Origin of the sequence: Pseudomonas putida, from assembly GCA_041879295.1 — a bacterium.
In the GTDB taxonomy this organism is placed as follows: Bacteria; Pseudomonadota; Gammaproteobacteria; order Pseudomonadales; family Pseudomonadaceae; genus Aquipseudomonas; species Aquipseudomonas putida_Y.
The window spans coordinates 5,031,178-5,047,501 of record CP047152.1 but is presented as its reverse complement, the minus strand read 5'-3'; the positions used below and the strand labels follow the sequence as shown (position 1 = coordinate 5,047,501).

Below are 16,324 nucleotides of genomic sequence, written 5' to 3'. Positions count from 1 at the left end.
ACGCTGGAGGCAATACAACCATGCAAACTCGAAACGGGACTCGGCTGTATTCCGCCTCGGACATCTGTGGCTTCCTGGAATGCCAGCATTTGACGGCGCTGGACCTGAAGCACCTGGTCGCGCCGATGGAGAAAGCCCCGGCAAGTGAGCAGAACCGCTTGATCCAGGACAAGGGGCTGGCCCACGAAGCGGCATTTCTTGAACAGCTCAAAAGCAGCCATGCCCAGGTAGTCGACGTCGCTGAGGGCAATCCGAGCTTCTCTCGGCGGGTGGAACTGACCATTGAGGCCATGCGCGCCGGCGCGGACATCATATTCCAGGCGTCGCTTCAGGAAGGCGCCTTTATCGGGCATGCCGACTTCCTGCGCAAAGTACCACGGCCGTCGGCGTTGGGGGGCCACAGCTATGAAGTGATCGACACCAAGTTGGCCAAGAGTGCAAAGGCCAAGTTTCTGGTGCAGGTTGCGCTTTATTCGCGGATGCTGATTGCGATTCAGGGCGTACAGCCTCAGTTCATGTACATCGTGCTGGGTGATGCTACGCGTACCGAGCAGGCCTATCGGGTTGCTGACTACGCGGATTACCTAGAGCAGGTGCTGCAGCGATTCAGTGCGTTCGTGAACACTGAGGGGCCATGGCTCACCTACCCGGATCCGTGTGGGCATTGTGGTTTTTGTGGGTGGCGTGATCGCTGTACTGAACAACGCCTGCAGGATGATCATCTTTCGGCAGTCGCCGGTATCAGCCGCTCGCAAATCAAGAAGTTGCAGGTTGGCGGTGTGACCACCCTGGAACAGTTGGCAGCCAGTGGCGATGACTTGCGTATCCATAAGCTGCAAGTGGAGTCGCTGAACAAGCTACGTCACCAGGCGCGCCTGCAGTTTCAGGGGCGCTCCAGCGATACCCCTCTGTACGAGCTGTTGCCGGTCATGGGGCAACGGCGTGGCTTTGGCCGCATGCCTCCTGCGGTCGAAGGTGATCTGTTCTTCGATATGGAAGGTAATCCTCTGGAGGAGGGCGGCCTGGAGTACCTCTTCGGCCTGTATATAGACGAAGGCGGTGAGCAAACTTTCAAAGCTTTTTGGGCGCACAGCCGGGACGAAGAAAAGATTGCATTCGAGCAGTTCATCGACTGGATCATCGCGCACCTTGAGCGTTACCCGAATGCGCATGTCTACCACTATGCCAGCTATGAAGAAACGGCCATCAAGCGCCTGATGAGCCAGCACGGCACTCGCGAGGCGCAAGTGGATTGGCTGCTGCGCAATGGCAAACTGATCGATCTTTACAAGGTGGTGCGCGAAGCGATCCGCGTGTCGGAACCCAGCTACTCGATCAAGAACATCGAACACTTCTACATGGCAAAGCGTGACGGCGACGTTACCAATGCCGGTGCGAGCATCGTGTTCTATGAGCGCTGGAAAGAGACTGGTGACCCAGCATTGCTTGAGCAGATCGAGCGCTACAACGAAGACGATGTGCTCTCTACGTACCTGTTACGCAACTGGCTTGCGAGCATTAGTCCATTGCGCGCAGGGGTTCCTGTCGTGTTGCAAGCCGAAGGCGAGAAAGCCGTAGCGGAGCAAAAGGAGATCGAGGTTCGGCTGGCAAAATACCGTGACCGATTGCTTGCGGGCTTGCCGTCCGACGATTGCGTCCTGAGCGACGAGGATCAGGTCCGGGTATTGACCTTCCAGCTACTCGACTTCTACCGCAGGGCGGAAAAGCCGGTGTGGTGGCAGTTGTTCAGCCGCCAGGACATGACTACCGAGGAGTTGCTGGACGATATCGAGAGCCTCGCCGGTTTGCAGCGCACAAAAACACCGCCGGTACCGATCAAGAATTCGTTCCTGTTCGAATACAGTTTCGAGCCTCAGGAAAGCAAGATGCGCTCCGGCTCAAAAGGTGTCATCCCTGAATCGTTGGCCAGTGTGCACCTGGTCAGCCTGGATAATGACGCATGCCTCGCGACATTCAAGGCCACCGCGAAAAAGGCGCCACCGGAAGCCTTTGACATGATCCCCGGCAGGCCGATCCCGTCAGGCATGCTGCGCGAGGCGTTGTTTCGCTATGCCGACAGCGTATTGTCCGGTGAGCAACGATTTCAGGCGGTGATGGACTTTCTTCATCGACGCGCACCACGGGTGAAAGGTATCGAGCCGGGTGCGCCTTTGCTTGATCCGCACTTGGCAACGACCGATGGCATCAAGCAGGTGGTACGTAACCTCGAGAACAGTGTGCTATTCATTCAGGGGCCGCCAGGGGCCGGGAAGACCTACACCGGCTCACACGTGATTGTTGACTTGCTCAAAGCCGGCAAGCGCATCGGGGTAACCTCCAATTCGCACTATGCCATCAATAACCTTTTGGCAGCAGTCGAGGCGCGTGCACAGGTGGAGGGCGTTACCTTCAAGGGACTGAAAAAATCATCGGAAGGCGAGGGCACGGAATTCAATGGCCGTTGCATCCGCTCTATCGAGGACAAAACGGAGTTACTCGACAACTGGGGCCCGGCTATCGACCTGACTGCCGGCACTGCCTGGTTGTTTGCCGATGCGAGCTTCACCGAACAGTTGGATTATCTATTCATTGATGAAGCAGGCCAGGTGAGTGTGGCGAACCTGGTCACCATGGGCATGGCGGCACGTAACATCGTGCTGATGGGTGACCAGATGCAGTTGTCGCAGCCTGTGCAAGGTGTGCATCCGGGCCGCTCCGGTGACTCCGCCCTCGACTACCTGCTGGACGGCACACCTGCCATTGGACCCGACCGAGGTGTGTTCCTGGCGCAGACCTGGCGGATGCATCCACAGGTTTGTTCGTTCATTTCCGATGCTGTATACGAAGGGCAACTTTCGTCCGCGCCGGGTACCGAGCGGCAAGTATTGCACCTTGATGGGCAGCGGCCAGAAATACCGGCAAGCGGGCTGATGTTCTGCCCAGTAGAGCATGACGGCAACGGCCAGAGCTCCGATGAAGAGGCTGCGTACATCAAGGCGTTGTACATGTACTTTCTGCGCCAGTGGTACGAGGATAAGAACGCTGAGAAACACGCGATTTCCCTCGAAAATATCTTGGTGGTGGCGCCTTATAACTTGCAGGTACAGCTGTTGAAACAAATGCTGCCTGCGGGAGCTCGCGTTGGTACTGTGGACAAGTTTCAAGGACAGGAGGCTGAAATTGTAATTGTCTCGATGACCACATCGAATGAAGACTACCTGCCCAGAGACATTGGGTTCCTTTACTCGAAAAACCGTTTGAATGTTGCTGTCAGCCGCGCCAAGTCGTTGGCTTGCATCGTTGCCAGTCCAGGGCTTACGGCGATTCGCTGCCAGACACCAAAGGACATGAGCCTGGTCAATGGCTTGTGCATGGCAACGCGGTACGGACAACAGCAAGGCCTGCCCTCTGCGTGTGAATAAGGGTCGTGAGGAGTTGGGGCATGAGCTATCCACCTGCCTTGCTTGCCGTGCTAGATGAGACATTGAAAATCTCGCGTTTCAGCGTCGACGATCTGCCCGCGCTTGAAATTGGAGGCTGGCATGTCGCCGTGTTGCTCGATGATCTGGCGCACCTGCGGTCCCTTGCGGCTGCGGCGATGAATGACCGCGACGGCGCCGAGAGCACGCCACTGGACATCGCCTACCAGCTTGGCCGAACTGCCTGGATTGAGCGGTTGGAGGCGCTGGGTGCAGAAGGGGACAAGGAGCTGCTGGACTGGAAAGGCCTTGGCAGCTTCCTGAGCCCGGACAACTTTGCCCGTTTGCCGGGCAGGCAAGGCATCATAAAAACGCTTGTTAGGCGTTATCAGCAAGGCCGTAGTCTGAACGACCGTGACGCGGCGGGTAATACGCCACTGCATTGGCTAGCCGCGAACGGGCATAGCAAGGCGGCGAACTATTTTGCCAAGCACTTCAGCAAGTACTGCCTCGATCTGAATGCGAAGAACAACGAAGGGCATACGGCCCGAAACGTGGCCATTCTGGCGGGGCATCACGATATTGCGGCGCGGCTTCTTATCGGAGAAATCGACAACTATCTGCAGGCGGCACGTACCTGGCAGCAGATGCTCGCCACGATGAGCGGCCACTGGCGCAACTGAGTGAGAATTTCCCGGCCAGCGACGCGGGGCTCCAAGCCCCTCGTCGCGAGTTTCAAAGATTAGTCATTCAACAGCCAGGGCTTCAGTTCCTTGAGATTGCTCACTACCAGTTGCTGCGCCTCAGGGAGAACCGCGAGGTTACGGTGGTCGATTTGGTAACGCTGCAGCACATACTTCACCAGTGCCCTTCGGCTAGGCACTACCAGTTGCCCCTGCGTCATGCCGAAGTCGGTCTCGATGATCGCCTTCTGCGCCGCGTTCAATCGCCCATCAGGCTCGAATATGACCGGTACCTCGACATTCCAGTCTTCATCCTCTTCGCGTGTGTTCGGCGATTGGTCGAGCAAATCCGGCTGGCCTCGCAGGCGGCTGAGCACGAAATCCCGATACTGGCCGTTCTTCTCGCAATACGCCCTCACGTGCCAGCGCATGCCGGTGTAGACCAGCGTGTGCGGAGCAATCAGGCGCACCTCTACGTTCGGAGTGTTAAACGACACGTACTCGGTTTCCAGCCGCAGGCCTTCGCGACAGGCCTTGAGCAAGGGGCGCAGGACTTCCGGCCGGATCGGGCGATCAGGGACTTCCAATACCCGGGTGTGCGCATAGGCCAATGCCAGCCCGTCGATGTGTGGTGCACGTTCATTGTTCTGATAAAGCAGGTGCAGATAAGCGCTGGCACTGTCGTCGATGAACAACGGCTTGAAGTGCTTGCTCGGTACGTAGCCCTTGAGCTGCTTGTCATATGTCAAGTTTTTGGGCGCATGCTCGGTGATGTAGGTATTGATGTCCTTGGAGGCCTGCTGGCGACTGATACCAAAGCTCTGTATCAGGTGGCCCGTGGTCAGCCGGCCTTCCCACCAGGCAACGGTCTCGATCAAACGATAGCGAAGTGCCAGGTCCCAGCGGACCTGCTCGATGGATTGCTTGCGTTTCATACCCGCTCCATGTGCGCGATTACTTTACCTGTATAAGTCTACATTCTAGACCTGTCGTAAATCACTACATATCTTGTCTCTGTCTTCGAAATAATTTGAAGCCAGGAAAGGAAGTGGACATGACTATGTCTGAAGTGGTTTCGACAGGGGCGTTGGTGTTGATCGGGGTGATCCTGGCGGTGCTCCTGTTGCAGTACATGAAGTTGCGCGAGCTCTGGCAGATAGCGCTGGCATGCCGCCACAACGCGCGTTGGGCGCGGATCTGGGAGATGGAGAACCGTGAGCTGCGGTCGGCACGGCGTGCTGACCAGGAGCACATCGCCCAGCTGCAGCGCAAGTTAGAGTTGCTGCAGGCGTTGGTACCGATTTCGGAGTAATTCATGGCAACGCTCTACAGGAGTAGGCATTCATGCCGATAACACCAAAGCCTTTCACGCTGGTGTGTGAAGACTGCAATTGGAAGAAGACCATCGCCTCGCGTAGCGATGCATTGAGGCCGGGTGAATGGTTTGTTGTCTGCCCGAGGTGCGGTAGCACCGCGTTGAGAATGCGAGCGGCGGGGCGGCTCGAGGCTGCTGCTGCGAATTTTTTTGTGCGACGGAGATTTTAGGGCGTTGCGGCAGAAGTGGATGATGCAGCTTTTGTGAGTAATGGCAATATGGCATTGTCGGCAACATGTCGATACGCATATAGCGTATGCCGCTGCAGTGCGCAGCAGGTTCGCGCGTTCTAGGTTGAGTGACGGAGACGAAAGTTATGGCAAGTATGGAAACGCGATTTGAAGAGCAGTTTGACCATGAAATGGCTCAGGTTAAACGACCGAACCTGATGATTGTCGGCGGCACTGGGGTGGGTAAAAGCAGTCTGATCAATCATATTTTTGGTAAAACGATTGCCAAAGTAGGCACCGGAAAGCCGATCACCCATGGCTGTGATCGCTATGAGGATCCCAATGTACCGTTAGTCATCTTCGATACCGAAGGCTATGAAGTGACCGAAGGCAAAGCTTCGGCAGGCAACTTTCGGGATAAAATCATTCCTGAGATCAAACAGCGCAAACACCAAGCGCTGAATGAACAGATCCACCTCATCTGGTACTGCCTGTCGGTCGCCAACCATCGCATTACTGATTTTGACCTGGACAACCTACGGTTGATCACGGGTGAGCTGGATATTCCGGTGGCTGTGGTCCTTACCCAATGCGATGCTGAGCCAATCGATGATCAGGGTAACGGTAAGACCTCTCAGGCATTTCGCAAAGTCCTGCGCGAAAACGGTGTGAACTGCGAGGTGTTCGAGACCTGTGCCAACAATCCCACCCATGACCCAGAGCTGAAACTAGAACTTGAACATCTGATCACCTGGTCGAGCCGCTCGCTGAAGGATGATGCGCTGCGTCAGTCGTTTGTGGCTGCGCAGATTGCTTCGCTACCCGCCAAGCGTAGCGAAGCCATGACCATCATCATGACTTATAGCGCTACTACCGCTGCCAGTGCCGGCCTCAATCCGGTGCCGATGTCAGATGCGCTGCTCATTGTGCCGCAGCAGATCGCCATGGCCGCCTCCCTGGCCAAGCTCTATGGCTTCGACTCGATGGGCGAAATAGCCGTCAGTATGCTCAAGGGGCAGATCTTGAGTTTGATGGGGCGCCAGCTGGCAGCCAGCCTGACCAAGTTCATCCCGATGTTGGGGCAAATAATCAACGCTGGTGTGGCGGGGGCAATCACCGGCGGACTGGGGCTGGCCCTGGTCGAGGTGTATGAACGCGCCATCGATGGCTACCTGAAAACTGGCAAGTCGCCGGATTGGACCAAGTTACTTTCCAGTGAACTGTTCATGCAGGCTTTCAATACCGGACTGACCAAGTGGAAGGCCAACAAAGCCTGATGCTTATTGGTGCATGCTGAAGGGCCTGGTGAGTGGCAAGCCGTTGCGCCTTCTCCCAGGACTTCCTCCTATTACAGATGTTCAAGGTTCCGAAGCGCATGGATCAGTTCGCGATCAATCTCATCGTGTTGGGCAAAAGCGGCGTAGGAAAAAGCAGCTTCTGCAATTATCTGTTCGACAAGCCCGGTCTGTTTGAAACCGGAAGTGGTAAGCCTGTTACCACCTGGGAAAAAAACTTCCAGTCGCACACTTTTGCTCACCAAGGGCACCTGTTGAATGTGTTCGACAGTGTTGGGCTGGAGGCCGACAACTACGGACGCTGGCTAGACCAGTTCGACCGCTTCATGCAGCAGCGGCGCGAACGCCCCATGGAGCCGGAAACTTGGATACATGGCGCTTTCTATGTCATCAACGCCAGCTCAGCACGCCTGGAGCCGGTTGATCTCAACCTGATCAAGCGCATCGGCCAGGATGCTCGAATTCCCCTGCAAGTCGTCCTGACCAATGCCGATGTGGCGGGAGATAAAGTCGAGGCACTGACGCGAGAAATTCACAAGCTGTGCCCGGGTGTATCTGTGACTCCACTGTGTTCGGTGTCGGTGCGCAAGCGCGGCGGCCAGTCGACGCAGGCCTTTGGGCGGGAAGAAGTGCTTTCACTGTATCTGGAGCAATCTCACGCCTTCCTGAGCAAGCGTCTGGCGGCAATGAGCTGCTTGAACTTCAAACGTGTGCTCATGGAAATGCGCAATACTATGGTTAGCAAGATTGAAAAGGCGGATCTGAGCCTGTTCAAAATCGCTGACCTCGATTTGGACAGAGAAATCGAGCTCCCCGACTTTGATGACGTGTTTTCCGATTTACGAAGCTTCGATGACTACCTCTCGTCCTTTGGCTTCGTGGGTGACTGGGAGACCAGCGATGAGCTGGAAAGCGCAGTCACTCGAGTATTCGACGACTTTCAGAGCGAGATGGAAGGGCGTTTCAAAGAGATCGAAGGCGGGTTTGAATCAGATAGTCTGGTGCGCAAGGTTGGAGCACTGTTTGAGGCGGCAAAAATAATCCTGACCCTGAAATCGACCTTGATCGGCTGGCTCGATGAAGGCTTTGATCGGGTCAATATCGAGCTCACCCGCTTGTTCGACAAGTATGCGGAGCAAGACAACTTCTTTGCCAGCTGTCTGGTTCCGTCTAGTCTGCTCGTCAAGTCGAAGCTGTTTGGTATTTTCTAATCCGTGCGCCGGGGTAGATGTGTAAACTTATTGGTCATATAGCTTTGAGTGACAGGATCAGTCGCCTGGAAAGTCTGCTTAAACCCGGCGCCTGAAGCACTGATCCCTACTAAAAGTTGACCTGTATGTCTGCACACCCCTGGAACCTTTGCGCACGCTCGCTTACTGTTCGCTCACCCCCGCAGTGGCAAGTTGCTATTGTCCTGTGGGTAGAGGAGTAAGCATGTCGAAAGGGGCACAGCCCTGCGTGTATCACTGACCCATGCGCAAACACGCTTGATCAAGCGTACACCGCCGACAGTCTTGGCGCGCGCTTGACCGGGCTGTTTCCGGCAGGCCGACTTTAGATGTGCAAGTCCGACAATGCAGCGTTGGGCGAGTACCTTGCTACGGCCAGTGTTGGCATAATGACATCATTCAGGGAGAGGGGGGTTATGGGGTTCGAAGCAATCAATGCGGTGCTGCCCGAGCAGACTGATCAGATCAACCGTTTGCAATACCTATTAGCCAAAGCGCGACTGCCGGTGGTGTCCGTAATCGGCAAGTACAACCATGGCAAGAGCTCCTTGCTCAACGCATTGGTCGAGTGCGAGCAATTTGCTGTGTCCGATGCCCGGGAAACGATAGCGCTAAGCGACTTCGAGTATCAGGGCGTGCGGTGGTTGGACACCCCCGGACTGGATGCCGACGTTGCCCGCAACGATGATCAAGCGGCGATGACTGGCGCTTGGCAGCAATCGGATATCCGCCTGTTTGTGCACTGTGTGCGAGAGGGCGAACTCGACCAGAGCGAATGCGACATGATCGATACCTTGCAGCAGGACGCGTTCAAGAGTGGGCGTCAGACCTTGATTGTTCTGACCCAGATCGAGCAGGTCGAAGAGCAGACCTTGGCGAATGTTCAGGCGCTGATGAAGCAGCAAGCACCGAAGTTGCCAATCATTCCGGTGTCTGCCCATCGTTATCGTCAAGGCCTGGAGAGCGCAAGCGTGCTGAAAATCAAAAAAAGCGGCATCAACGAGCTGCGCCAGGCTGTGCAATCAGCTCTGGCTTATGTCGAGCAAACGCGTAAGGACGAAGTGCTGGCTCTGGGGGAAAGCCTTGAAGGCCTGATCGATCAGGGGCTGACCAACTTGCAGGCGCGACTTTTACATCAGCAGGCCAAACGGCAAGCGCTGCTGGCAAATTTTGTCACCGAGTACCAAAACCTGCACAGCAAGCTCCATAAACAACTCAATAGGGCCTGAGCCATGCTTCCTTTTATCTTGTTAGCCGGTGCAGCTGTCGCGGCAGTCGCAGCGGCGGTATCCAGCAGTTCGGACTCCTCGGCGTCATCGTCTTCTTCTTCGGGGTCTTCTCGCGACTACGAGCGAGAAGCTGCTGAGAAGGCACGCAACGCCAAACTTCAAGCCAACAAAGAAGCGGCCGAGCGCCAACTGAAGGCCTTCCTCCAGGGGCATGGAATTGAAGTTGATACGAAGCAGCTTCAAGGTCTGGTTCAGACAATGGTCAGCCAACCGACAAAATTTCCCACTGAGTCGCTGAAAAAAGCGTTCTTGCGTAATGCACCCGTACGCGAGATTGATGCGGAAATCAAAGTACTGGAGCGGCATATCGCCGAGAGGAACGAAGCCAAGACGTTTCTCAATAGCCTGCCAATAGGCTGATTGCTCGATTGCCTCCGGTGTGAAGCGGGGCAGTAGTCACACTGTTTTTGACGATGAGTTCGCTGCCTGGGGCAGTCTGAACCAGCACAGGATCGTGTATGCAGGAAAAAGCATTTATCGAGGCGCTCAAAGGGTTCGAGTATTTGACCCAGCGGGTGGAAGCCGACGAAAGCAAACTGAAGGATTGGCAATCTCATCTGACCCGCGCGTTGAGCGCCCAGCCCTCGCTGGGCAAGTTGAACCGTGACGGTCACCTGGCGCGCCAGGCCGAAGGTGTACGCGAAGTTGTGCGGTTGTGTATCGAGGACTGGGGACGCACCTGGGCGCGTAATCAGCCTTCGGCACAGCTTGCCGAAACGTTTGGCGACAAAGCTGTGATCCTGGTGTTTGGCAAGGTCAATGCCGGTAAGAGTTCGTTCTGCAACTTTGTCGCCGAACGCTTCGCTGCCAATGGAGAGGCGGTGCAGTACTTTCATCTGGCCGACAACGCGATCGTCGAGCGCGATGAGCCCTTTGCTGAAGGTGAGACAGAAACCACCTCGCAGATCCAGGGCATCCGCCTGGGGCAAAAGCTGATTCTCATCGACACACCCGGATTGCTTTCGGTGACAGGTGTAAATGGTGAACTGACCAAGCGTTACACCGACAGCGCCGATGCCGTGCTGTGGTTGAGCAGTTCCACTGCGCCAGGTCAGGTGCAGGAGTTGGCGGAGCTGGAGGGGGAACTCAAGCGCAATAAACCCCTGCTGCCGATCATCACCAAAAGTGACTTTTATAACGAGGATGAGGTTCTCGGGCAGGACGCGCTGATCAAGGTGCTGTGCAACAAGACGACGGCCAATCGTTCACTGCAGGAAGGCGATGTGTGGAAACGTGCTGCACAACAGCTGCGCGCGTCCGACCTCGATGAGGCGCTGCTTAAACCTGTGGTGTCTGTGTCGGTCCGTTATGCCCGTAAGAATGCAGAGCAGGACGATTGCCTGCAGGCGGCTGGTTTTGAGCGGTTGTTCGCTCAGTTGCAGGTGATTGCCCAGGAGGCCCGCGTTTACAAGGAAAGCAAAGCCACGCAGCTCATGGTTAGCCACCTTGAGAACAACGTGCTGAGCAGTTTGCGCAGTACCGTGCTGCCCAGACTGGACGAACTGCGAGACGCCACTCGTAAGGCGGTTCAGGGCCTCAAAGTACGTAGCGATCAAATCGCTTCGGCGGTGCTTGCCGATGTGCTGCTCAAACTCCCTGACCTGCTGGAAACGCACAAGTCCACGCAAGATGTTCAAGCGCTGACAAAGGATGTCAATGCGCTGTGCCAGAGCACCATCGAGCATTACCTGACGCGTGAGTTGAAAGACTACGTCAGCGAGCTCAAAGGTGTGCTGGTCGACATGTCCAGTGATGACATCGGCAGTTTCGAAGATCTGGGTGTTGATGTCGAGTTGGTTACCGGGCGAGGTAAGCAAGCGGCGGCGACAGCCACTGGCACGGCGATCGGTACCGCAATCGGCACTGCGCTCGGCGGGCCGATTGGTGCAATCGCCGGCGGGCTTCTGGGTGGGCTGCTCGGTGGCGCTGCCGGTAACTACATGGTCGAAACGCAGATGGTCCGGCAAGTGGTCGGAGTCAGCTATGCGCGCTTGCATGGCAAACTCGAAGCCGACTTGCGCGCGCGTTTGCCCAAGGCCGTTGGTGCTGCAGTAGACACCTGCATCGAGTCGATCGACCTGGTGGACGTCGAGGCCATGCGCCTGTTCGACATCATTGCGAGCAGTGAGCAGGAACTGAAATGTTTGAAGGAGGGCGTTGCCCGATGAACCCCTTTGAGCAATACAAAACGCTGATTGCCAGTTCCTGTAGCATCGCTTCGCGCTACCTGCAGGATGCGCCTACGCGTATCGATCAACTGATCGAACAGATTGACGAGCGTAAAGTGCACGTCATGTTGTTCGGTGCCTACAACGCTGGCAAAAGCACGCTGATCAATACCTTGCTGGGTGAAGAGCGTGCGGTGGTGGGTGATATTCCCACCACCGACACCGTGCATCACTTCGACTGGGACGGGCATGTGTTGCTCGACACACCGGGGATCAATGCGCCGATTGAGCATGACGAAATCAGCACTGAGCAACTGAAGCGCGCCAACTTGATTCTGTTCGTTCTGCGCCAGGAAGATCAGGATGCGCAGAACATCGTTGAACGTATTTTCACGCTGCTTTCCCAGCGCCGTCCGTTGTTCATCGTGCTCAATTATGAAGACAGCGACCCTGCTGTCATTGAGCGGATTCAGGCCAGCTTCTCGCGCACCTTGCTCAACTATGCGCGAACCCATGCTCTGGATGAGGCATGGGTCGAACAGTTGCCGGTGATTCTGATGAACGTCAGGTCGGCCAATCGCGGACGCCTTGAGGGCAAAGCGAAGCTGCTTGAGCATTCGGGCTACGATGTCTTCATCGCTCGCTTCAAACAGTGGCTGCAGCGCTTTGACGGCGAAGAGCAGTTGCTTGAGCAAACCTGCACGATGATTGAGCGGGCACTGCTCACGCCGGTCTCCGTTCAACTTGAACGCGAAATGCCCCCGGCACAGCAATTGGGCGCGATCGATGCACAGTTGGAGCACATGGCACGTCAGCAGCAACAGCTGAAAAACAGCGCCAGGAATCTGGTCCGTCGCGAGATTCTGGCAGCACGGCCGACGATCGAGCGTGCTCTTGATCAGAGTGGTGACTCTGCTTCGCTGACGCGGGCGCTGGAAGTTCTGGCCCAGGGCATTGCCGAGAAGCTGCAGCAATGGCTCGAAAGCGAACTGCATATGATGCGCAAAGCGCAGATCGACGACTTGCTGCTCGATGCCGGGGTAGATCCCAAGCTTTACGCTAACGCCGAAGAAAGCGAGCTATTGGACAAGTTGTCCGGGCCAGTATTCACCCAGCTCAAAGGTATCAACCAGGATCACCTGACTTCGCTGCTTGTTCTGGGGCGCAAGCTGAAGATTCCACTGTTGAAAGGCCGTTGGCTGTCGACATTGCAAAAGTGGGCGGGACGCGCGGCGCCTGTGGTGCAGCTGGTGTTTGCGGTTGCAGAAATTTTTCTTGCGGCGCGCAGCGAAGAAAAAGAGAACGAGCGCAATCATAGCCGTGCCCTCCAGCGTATCCAATGGATCGAAGAGACCGGTGCCGAGTTGGAAAATGCCTTGGTTCAGAGTGCCGGCGAGTTGATTGACCAGCTCTTCATTGATCAGAGAAAGCCGTATGAACAGAGCCGTGTGGCCCTGCAAAGCGCTGCCAGCCAGCTTGAGAAAGACTGCAGTTACTGGCGCGAGTTGACACGTACCTTGCGGGCGGTGGAGTTCTGAGTACGGGCGGCGGGTGCATAGTGCCGCCAGCCCCTGTGTTTTATGGTGCGGCCGCACGTACTGGGCGGCTGTAGTGTCTCGGCAAAGGAATGATGCTGTATGAATCAAATGTTCGTAAGCCCATGGTTGTCTGTCTCGCCCAGTGGCCCGGTGACCTGTGCGCATCCTCACGCACACGACTATGTCCACCTGCGCCAAGGGGAAATGGACGGCGCCTGTGGTCCTTATTGTGTCGTGATGACCTTGATTGCACTGGGTGTCATGTCCCGAGACCAGGCGCGATCACTCGACAGTTTCGATGGGCGCACGCGCCTTGGCCGCTTTCGCGAAAACTTGATGGCCTTTGGTGCCTTGGCTACAGAAGGTACCGACGGCTTTGATGTGAGCTGGCTGGTGGATGTGTTCAAGCATGTGGGTGTCGTGACCACCGTGCTTGATGTCGCCCCACGACGTAAAACAACCATTCGCAACATTGCGGATGCTGTCGATAACCGAAAAATCCCGATCGTGGGTGTCGAATGGTACTGCGGGCAGGCGGGACATTGGCTGCTGGTTATCGGCTATCAGGGGTATAAGGCCAATGATGACGATGAGTTGCAGATCACTCATTTGCTGTGCCTGGACCCCACCAGTGAGGCGCCGCGGGTATCACTATGGAATGCCGTGATCGAAGTATTCACCGAAGAGGGCGAGGCGGTTAACGACGGTCGTTATTACTGTCGGCACTGGGGGCCGAATGACGCGCCGACGGCCTGTCGAATTGACCAGAGCATTGTGGTCGGTCTCGATAAAAAGGCGGAATCCAATTACTTCTACTGAAAGAGCAGGCAGTGGCCGGTCTTGAGGGCTGGCCCTGATGCTTTCCAGTTGCTAGACAAGGCAGTCAATAATCCACATGAAGCACCTCTTCGTTACCATCGAGGGCATCGATGGAGCCGGCAAATCAACCGTTGTGCGCATGCTCGCAAATCGCCTTGGCGCCGTGTGCATCAAAACACCAGACGAGCGATTTTCAACTGAGCGCCAGCGTGTTGAGCGCCAGGGTAGCACTGAAGAAAAATACGCTTTCTATCTGCACTCGCTGGAAGCACAACAGGTTGAAATTAACGCATTGCTGGAGAGAGGGCCGGTTATCTGTGATCGGTATATTCACTCCACCATCGCTTACCAGTGGCCTGAGGCAAAGCCGCTACCTGTCGATATTCCTGAATGCTTTCCCTCGCTGGCCCGGCCCGATCACTCAATTTTGCTGACAGTTAGCCGCGAAGTTTCCCGTGAGCGCATTGCTCGGCGAGAGCATCAAACCGGCGTTGTTTCTGTTACTGACCATAACCTCACCTTGTTGGACAAAGCCCGTCGACGCTTTCATGCCATGCAGGACCTTGTCCAAGTCGATACCAGCAACAGAACGCCAGAACAGGTGTGCGACCTCATTTTGTCAGGACTTGTGCTATGAACCGGCTTAGCCTTGCACAGATTATCAGCGTCGCGCAGTGGTGGAAGGAAAACGCCGGACTGATGCAAGTGGAGGTGGCGGCGCTTGAGCCACTGCTCTGGCGTGAAGGTAACGTGCGTATTGGCCATGTAGTAGCAGAGCTTAAAGCGATGGGATTTCGTGTGTCGATGACCAGCAACGGCAGCTTGCTTGCACGGCAGGCGCAAGAGCTCAAAGAGGCGGGTCTGGACCTTTTGCGGTTGAGCTGGCACTCCATGTCGCCAGATATCTATCGCAGGGTAACGGGAGGCGGAAACCTTGAGAAGCTGATCGAGGGCATCCGGGCCGCGATTGATTGTTCCTTACCTATGTCACTGAACAGGGTGTTGATGAGGGGGCATACCACGGACCTCCCCGATCAGCTGGCATTTATTGACCAACACCAGTTGAGACTGAAATTACTGGACCTGTACTGGACAGAAGAGTCAGCGGCTGAGTACGACCGGTACTACATTACTCCGGAGGAAGCGCTTGAGAAGTCAGTAGCGTTAGGCTATTTGAAACTGATTCAGGATGATGGCCTGCAACGCGGCCGTTCCAGGGTCAGGTACCTGACACCCCGGCAAGGACTGGTCGAATACAAGCTGAAATCGACGGCCAGAAAAAGCAACGATGTGTGCGATTTGTGCACAAAAAAATCGAACTGCCTTGAGGGCTATGGGGACTACTTCAGGGTGTTCCCGGAAGGGAAGTCGTCGTTGTGCTATTTGCGCCAGGACCTGGCGTATAGCACTTATGAAAATGACACATTTGTCATCGCCGAGCAGCAACCTTGGGCCCAGGAGTTGCGAAGCAGTATTTCATCGACCCCGTTGCGCCTGGTGCTCGAAGGCCGCTGCAACTTCAACTGTGGATTTCCTGACACTGTTTCATCGTGGTGCCTGAAGCAAGGAAAGGGTTATCAGTTTCCCGATCGTAGTGGAGTGATTTTGCGTGAGTATCAATAAGGAAAAACTAGCGGCTTTCCAGGGCATCAAGCAAAAGCTGCTAGATATGCTCGAAGCAGCGCAGGAGTCTGTGCGGGATTCACAAAGCGAAGCGAACTCGCATATCGGGGCGATGCAAAGCCGCTACGATACGTTCAAGGAAGAAGCCCAGTACCTGGCCACAGCCCAGAAGATTCGCTCGATCAAACTTGAGGGCAGTATCAAGGAGTGCGAGTGGTTGATGGCGCGATTGTCCACCGACACTGTGGTATTCAACAAGGTCGAGGCAGGTGCGTTGGTAGTCATCGGTGACGAGTGTAAGCCAGCCCTGGAAAGAAGCTTTCTCATCGTGCCTGACTGTGCTGGCGAATGGGTTTCGATTGGTGGCAAGCAGGCACTATGCGTTACACCGGATGCGCCAGTGATCAAGTCATTCATCGGCCTTGAGCAAGGCGACTATTCAGATGATTTCGTGGGCGACAGCTCATTAGAAGGTGCCTATGTTAAGAGTGTCCGATAGGCGCTGGACATCTCGAGAAACCAATCGCTGCATTCCGGAAGCAAGCTTGGACGTTCCCCTGCCATGGGTTTAGGTGAAGAATCGGCAATTCCCATCCCTAGGCCCATCCGAGATTCGTAAAGACGAGAAGTAAGGAGGAGGCTGGTTGGCGCAGTCCGCAGTCGATTCCGATTGAGGCTGCTGCTGGTGGTCCCGCCATGAATGAAGCTGCGCTGGA

14 protein-coding genes are annotated in these 16,324 nt (G+C 55.8%); 13 read left to right on the top strand and 1 reads right to left on the bottom strand.

Annotation, left to right across the window (positions count from 1 at the left end):
* The first annotated feature begins 20 nt into the window (after positions 1-20).
* Together GST84_23040 and GST84_23035 are read left to right on the top strand one after the other, a co-directional pair.
* A complete protein-coding gene (locus GST84_23040) occupies positions 21-3,422 on the top strand; it encodes a TM0106 family RecB-like putative nuclease (protein ID XGB15053.1) in 3,402 nt (1,133 codons plus the stop codon).
* 20 nt (positions 3,423-3,442) lie between these two features.
* Entirely contained in the window at positions 3,443-4,102 is a 660-nt protein-coding gene (locus tag GST84_23035) for an ankyrin repeat domain-containing protein (protein XGB15052.1), read from the top strand.
* A 59-nt stretch (positions 4,103-4,161) separates the two neighbouring features.
* Here GST84_23035 and GST84_23030 read toward each other — a convergent pair whose 3' ends face one another.
* Positions 4,162-5,037 (bottom strand): WYL domain-containing protein, encoded by an 876-nt coding sequence (locus GST84_23030; protein XGB15051.1) that lies wholly within the window; start codon positions 5,035-5,037, stop codon positions 4,162-4,164.
* A gap of 119 nt (positions 5,038-5,156) precedes the next feature.
* Here GST84_23030 and GST84_23025 point away from each other — a divergent pair, with 119 nt between their 5' ends.
* The 11 genes from GST84_23025 (at position 5,157) to GST84_22975 (ending at position 16,107) form a co-directional block, all read left to right on the top strand.
* On the top strand, positions 5,157-5,414 hold the full coding sequence (locus GST84_23025) for a hypothetical protein (protein XGB15050.1): 258 nt from the start codon (positions 5,157-5,159) through the stop codon (positions 5,412-5,414).
* 379 nt (positions 5,415-5,793) lie between these two features.
* The gene (locus GST84_23020) at positions 5,794-6,924 is read left to right on the top strand and encodes a DUF697 domain-containing protein (GenBank protein XGB15049.1); all 1,131 of its coding nucleotides are present in this window, start codon (positions 5,794-5,796) and stop codon (positions 6,922-6,924) included.
* 98 nt (positions 6,925-7,022) lie between these two features.
* The gene (locus GST84_23015; GenBank protein XGB15048.1) at positions 7,023-8,153 is read left to right on the top strand and encodes a hypothetical protein; all 1,131 of its coding nucleotides are present in this window, start codon (positions 7,023-7,025) and stop codon (positions 8,151-8,153) included.
* Between the two features lie 347 nt (positions 8,154-8,500).
* Positions 8,501-9,400, top strand: a complete 900-nt coding sequence (locus GST84_23010; protein XGB15047.1) for a hypothetical protein — start codon at positions 8,501-8,503, stop codon at positions 9,398-9,400.
* Positions 9,401-9,403: 3 nt separating this feature from the next.
* The gene (locus GST84_23005; GenBank protein XGB15046.1) at positions 9,404-9,820 is read left to right on the top strand and encodes a hypothetical protein; all 417 of its coding nucleotides are present in this window, start codon (positions 9,404-9,406) and stop codon (positions 9,818-9,820) included.
* A 98-nt stretch (positions 9,821-9,918) separates the two neighbouring features.
* A complete protein-coding gene (locus tag GST84_23000; GenBank protein XGB15045.1) occupies positions 9,919-11,628 on the top strand; it encodes a hypothetical protein in 1,710 nt (569 codons plus the stop codon).
* Positions 11,625-13,166 (top strand): hypothetical protein, encoded by a 1,542-nt coding sequence (locus GST84_22995; GenBank protein XGB15044.1) that lies wholly within the window; start codon positions 11,625-11,627, stop codon positions 13,164-13,166. The genes GST84_23000 and GST84_22995 overlap by 4 nt, the downstream gene beginning before the upstream one ends.
* 99 nt (positions 13,167-13,265) lie before the next feature.
* Positions 13,266-13,985 (top strand): hypothetical protein, encoded by a 720-nt coding sequence (locus GST84_22990; GenBank protein XGB15043.1) that lies wholly within the window; start codon positions 13,266-13,268, stop codon positions 13,983-13,985.
* Between the two features lie 76 nt (positions 13,986-14,061).
* Entirely contained in the window at positions 14,062-14,622 is a 561-nt protein-coding gene (locus GST84_22985; GenBank protein ID XGB15042.1) for an AAA family ATPase, read from the top strand.
* The gene (locus tag GST84_22980) at positions 14,619-15,608 is read left to right on the top strand and encodes a radical SAM protein (protein ID XGB15041.1); all 990 of its coding nucleotides are present in this window, start codon (positions 14,619-14,621) and stop codon (positions 15,606-15,608) included. The genes GST84_22985 and GST84_22980 overlap by 4 nt, the downstream gene beginning before the upstream one ends.
* Complete coding sequence (locus tag GST84_22975) at positions 15,595-16,107, top strand: hypothetical protein (GenBank protein XGB15040.1); 513 nt, start codon at positions 15,595-15,597, stop codon at positions 16,105-16,107. Before GST84_22980 ends, GST84_22975 begins: the two co-directional genes overlap by 14 nt.
* Positions 16,108-16,324 lie beyond the last annotated feature (217 nt).

Coding starts and splice junctions, on each gene's coding strand:
- GST84_23035 (XGB15052.1), top strand. CDS start 3,443: ATGAGCTATCCACCTGCCTTGCTTGCCGTGCTAGATGAGACATTGAAA.
- GST84_22990 (XGB15043.1), top strand. CDS start 13,266: ATGAATCAAATGTTCGTAAGCCCATGGTTGTCTGTCTCGCCCAGTGGC.
- GST84_23000 (XGB15045.1), top strand. CDS start 9,919: ATGCAGGAAAAAGCATTTATCGAGGCGCTCAAAGGGTTCGAGTATTTG.
- GST84_23020 (XGB15049.1), top strand. CDS start 5,794: ATGGCAAGTATGGAAACGCGATTTGAAGAGCAGTTTGACCATGAAATG.
- GST84_23015 (XGB15048.1), top strand. CDS start 7,023: ATGGATCAGTTCGCGATCAATCTCATCGTGTTGGGCAAAAGCGGCGTA.
- GST84_23005 (XGB15046.1), top strand. CDS start 9,404: ATGCTTCCTTTTATCTTGTTAGCCGGTGCAGCTGTCGCGGCAGTCGCA.
- GST84_22995 (XGB15044.1), top strand. CDS start 11,625: ATGAACCCCTTTGAGCAATACAAAACGCTGATTGCCAGTTCCTGTAGC.
- GST84_22980 (XGB15041.1), top strand. CDS start 14,619: ATGAACCGGCTTAGCCTTGCACAGATTATCAGCGTCGCGCAGTGGTGG.
- GST84_22985 (XGB15042.1), top strand. CDS start 14,062: ATGAAGCACCTCTTCGTTACCATCGAGGGCATCGATGGAGCCGGCAAA.
- GST84_23025 (XGB15050.1), top strand. CDS start 5,157: ATGACTATGTCTGAAGTGGTTTCGACAGGGGCGTTGGTGTTGATCGGG.
- GST84_23010 (XGB15047.1), top strand. CDS start 8,501: ATGTGCAAGTCCGACAATGCAGCGTTGGGCGAGTACCTTGCTACGGCC.
- GST84_23030 (XGB15051.1), bottom strand. CDS start 5,037: ATGAAACGCAAGCAATCCATCGAGCAGGTCCGCTGGGACCTGGCACTT.
- GST84_23040 (XGB15053.1), top strand. CDS start 21: ATGCAAACTCGAAACGGGACTCGGCTGTATTCCGCCTCGGACATCTGT.